General features: G+C 60.3%; 3 protein-coding genes. All 3 read left to right on the top strand.

From position 1 onward, the window contains the following. Nucleotides 1–1210: hypothetical protein (locus tag NW818_RS11365; protein ID WP_414424611.1), on the top strand; the 1210-nt coding region annotated here is incomplete at its 5' end. A gap of 136 nt (nucleotides 1211–1346) precedes the next feature. Further along, nucleotides 1347–2138, top strand: a complete 792-nt coding sequence (cysE, locus tag NW818_RS11360) for a serine O-acetyltransferase (protein WP_414424610.1) — start codon at nucleotides 1347–1349, stop codon at nucleotides 2136–2138. A gap of 197 nt (nucleotides 2139–2335) precedes the next feature. Continuing rightward, nucleotides 2336–4069 (top strand): bifunctional phosphoribosylaminoimidazolecarboxamide formyltransferase/IMP cyclohydrolase, encoded by a 1734-nt coding sequence (gene purH / locus NW818_RS11355; RefSeq protein ID WP_414424609.1) that lies wholly within the window; start codon nucleotides 2336–2338, stop codon nucleotides 4067–4069. The last annotated feature ends 70 nt before the right edge of the window (nucleotides 4070–4139 follow it).

Below are 4139 nucleotides of genomic sequence, written 5' to 3'. Positions count from 1 at the left end.
GGTGGTGCTGTTTCTGGGGGGGGATCAGTTTTTTGCCGTCTGGATTGCTCGCCGCTTGCGCTATCGGCTGGTGGTCTATGCTGAGCATCAACCCCGTTGGCGGCCTTGGGTACATGCTTTCGCCGTGCGAACCGAGGCAATCAAACGCCGCTACGATGGCGGACGGCTGCTGGGCCACCCTTGGGCCCACAAAATGCACGTTGTCGGGGATTTGATGGCGGATGGCGTAGCCAGCGCTGTCTATTTGCCGGGGGTGCCCCTTTCCGGCTGGCTTGGCAGCAGATCTCCTGCCGCTGCCTCCAAACCCACGGCAGGCTTTTCTTCCCCAACCCAAGCCTTTGGCCTGCTCCAAGATGCATCTCCCAGCTCCATCGGCGAGGGGGAGCCTGTAAGAACTGCGCCAGAGAGAGTGGGGAACCGCTTCACCGATGAAGAATTGCTACCGCGCGGCTGGCAGCGTCTGAGCGATGAGAACCGCACCCACTATCAGGTGGGGCTGCTCCCAGGCTCCAAGCCAGCCAAGCTCTCCTTGGGGGTGCCATTGGTGTTGGCTGTGGCCGATGAGCTGCGACAGATGCTGCCGAATGTCCGCTTTGTGATCCCGGTGGCCCCAGGACAAACCCCCCAGTCGTTGGCAGCCTATGCCCATCCCAAGCTCAATCCCGATATGGCTTTGATCTATGGCACCTCAGCCATTCTGGAGCAGACCAATCTGGGATCCCAGTTTGTTACCCCCTTTGGCAGCACGGTGCAATTGTGGACAAGCTTCCCTGCCTATTCTGTGCTGGCCAACTGTGATCTCTGTCTGACCACCATTGGCGCCAACACCGCCGAGCTGGCCTATTTGGGGGTGCCGATGGTTGTGGTGATCCCTACCAACAAGCTGGAGGCAATGCGCGCCTGGGATGGGATTCTTGGCCTGTTGACCCGCCTTCCAGGCTTGGGCACTTGGCTGGCCCGCGTCTTCAATAGGATTGCTCTGCGTTGGCTGGGCCACTTGGCTTGGCCGAACATCTGGGCGGGGCGAGAGGTGGTGCCAGAGTTGCGGGGCCATTTGCGCCCGGTGGCCGTGGCCGAGCAAATGCGAGTTCTGCTGGAAGATCCCCAGCGCCGTCAGCAAATGCAGACAGAACTGCAGCGGCTGGGGGGAAGGCCGGGAGCCGCGCAAGCCATTGGAGAACTGGTGGCTCAGCAGTTGAGTAAAGGCTAGGGCAGAAGGCAATTTGCTTGAGCTCGACCCAGTGGAGAGTTGCGCGAGGAGCTCCCTTGGCGCGATTGGAGATCTCTCCTTGCTGCCGGCAAAAAGTGCTAAAAGGGGAGTGGAGGTTCCTAAACGGAGACCATTCATGCTGACGGAGGCCGAGCAGTCGGCGGTGGAAAGCCCCAAAACGGGGGAGGGCAATTCTCTCCCTGCTGGCAAGCCGGAGCCAAAACTGGGGTTCTGGCAGCAATTTTGGGAGGATGTTGATTGTGTCTTCGATCGGGATCCGGCAGCACGCAATCGCTGGGAGGTCATCTTCACTTATCCCGGTGTGCATGCTCTGTTTTTGCACCGCATCGCCCACTGGCTGTGGAAACGGCGCTGGTTTTTCCTAGCGCGGCTGCTCAGCTTCTTGGCTCGTTCTTTCACATTGATTGAAATCCACCCGGCAGCCAAGATTGGGCGGCGCTTTTTCATTGACCACGGCTGTGGGGTGGTGATCGGTGAGACGGCAGAAATTGGCGATGATGTTACCCTCTACCACGGGGTCACCTTGGGGGGTACCTCTTGGAACAAGGGCAAACGTCATCCCACCCTGGAAAATGGGGTGATTGTCGGCACGGGGGCAAAGATTCTGGGGCCGGTTCGCATTGGGGAAAAAGCTCGTATCGGAGCCAACGCGGTCGTGATTCAGGATGTAGCTCCCGGCATGACGGTGGTTGGGATCCCAGGCCGTGCGGTCATCCCGCCCCATCAGCGCCGCATCCCCGCCCATGGCATTGACCTAGATCACCATCTCATGCCTGACCCGGTGGGGCGTGCAATCGAGCAGTTGCTGCACCGTATTCAAGATCTGGAGGCCCAGGTGGCCCGCCTTAACCGGGAACGGGAACAGGCTCGGCAGGATCAGGTTAGAGGCGAAGCAGACTATTCCTGAGAGGACTCCGTCCGAGCAGCGCGAACGGGCTCTGTTCACTTTTGAACACCATTGTGCTCCGCACCGCTGATGCGAACGATATGAACCAGGTGGCTGGACAAGAGGGTCCAGCTTTCGGGGTATGCTGTGAGAGCGCTGGGCTGGGTATCCCGGCCAGCTTTTTCCTCTGGGCCCTTCTCTACTGGATAACGCCTCCAATGCCCCTTGCTACTGCGCAACGCTGTCGCGAACAGGATTCTGTACCGTTGGCTTTGTTGAGTGTATCCGACAAAACCGGACTGATCCCGCTGGCCCAGTCCCTCGTGCAAGAGCATGGCTTTCAACTGCTCAGCAGTGGGGGAACCGCCAAGGCGCTCTCAGAAGCTGGGATCCCGGTCACCCCTGTCTCTGCCCACACTGGCGCGCCGGAAATCTTGGGGGGAAGGGTGAAGACGCTGCACCCCCGCATCCACGGCGGCATTTTGGCCCGCCTGGAATGCAGCGAAGACCGGGCAGACCTAGAGGCGCTGGGGATCCCTCCCATCCAACTGGTGGTGGTCAACTTCTACCCTTTTGAACAGACAGTGGCCCAGGCAGGAGTGTCTCTGGAGGAAGCTTTTGAGCAGATCGATATCGGCGGGCCCACTTTGGCGCGGGCGGCAGCCAAAAATTATCCCTACGTTACGGTGCTGACGGATCCCAGCCAGTACCCCCAGTATTTGCAACTGCTCTCCGGGGCCTATGGGGAAACAGAGCGGCTGGCGTTTCGCTTCCAGTGTGCTCGTCGGGCCTTTGAGCAGGTGCTGGCCTACGACCGCGCCATCCTCACCTACCTGGCTCGCCTGGAGCTAGCAGGTCCCTCCCAGTCCTCCGCAGCTGCCGCTGAAGACAGGTTTCAACTGCAAGGGATCCTGTGGCAACGCCTGCGCTACGGGGAAAATCCCCATCAAGCTGCCACTTGGTATGTGACGGATCCGGCTGCCCCCGGCTGGCACCGGGCTAAGCAGTTGCAGGGGAAGGAGCTGAGCTACAACAACCTGCTGGATCTGGAGGCGGCCCGTGCCCTGGCGGCAGAGTTAACCTTGTTACTCCGCAATGCTGATGCGACGCGGCCCACTGACGGGAAGGGCTCTGTGTCTTCTGGCTCTGCTCGGAGGGAGTTCTTGCAACCTGAACAAGCGGTGGCGGTGGTGGTTAAGCACAACAACCCCTGCGGGGTGGCCATTCGCCCATCGCCGGCTGCCGCCCTCGAGGCTGCCCTGGCTGCTGATCCAGTTTCGGCCTTTGGGGGCATCGTCGCCCTCAACCAACCCTTGGACGCAGAGACCGCCCGACGGCTGGTGGAGCCTTTTTTGGAGTGTGTGGTGGCTCCCGATTGCACTCCAGAAGCGGCTGAGCTACTGTCAGTCAAAAAGAACTTGCGGGTCTTGATCTTGCCGGACTTGTGTGTGGGGCCTGCCCAAACAATCCGCACCCTGGCCGGGGGCTTTCTGGTGCAAGACGCCGATTCACCTGTTGCTCTGCAACGCTGTCGCGACCAGGAACCGACGCAAACCGACAGCCCCCCTTCTTGGCAAGTGGTCACCCAACGCCAGCCCACACCGGAGGAGTGGGCGGATCTGGAATTTGCCTGGATAGTCTGCAAACATGTGAAATCCAACGCCATTGTCGTCGCCAAGCAGAGGCAGACGCTCGGCGTCGGAGCCGGACAAATGAATCGGGTGGGAGCAGCGGAGATCGCTCTCCAGCAGGCGGGATCCCAAGCAGCAGGAGCTGTTTTGGCCAGCGATGGCTTCTTCCCCTTTGCCGACAGCGTGGAGATGGCTGCCCAAGCAGGGATCCGCGCCATCATCCAGCCGGGGGGGAGCATCCGCGATGCCGATTCCATTGCTGCTGCCAACGCTGCCGGTATTGCCATGGTTTGCACCGGCATACGTCACTTTCTGCACTGAGCCCGCCTTTCTGCTCAAGAGAGAAATCTTCCCAAGAGAGACAAAGAGCATGACTCTAGTCAATAATAAG

Source organism: Synechococcus sp. R6-5, assembly GCF_047461775.1.
Classification (GTDB): domain Bacteria; phylum Cyanobacteriota; class Cyanobacteriia; order Thermostichales; family Thermostichaceae; genus Thermostichus.
This window is presented reverse-complemented; position numbering and strand designations above follow the sequence as displayed.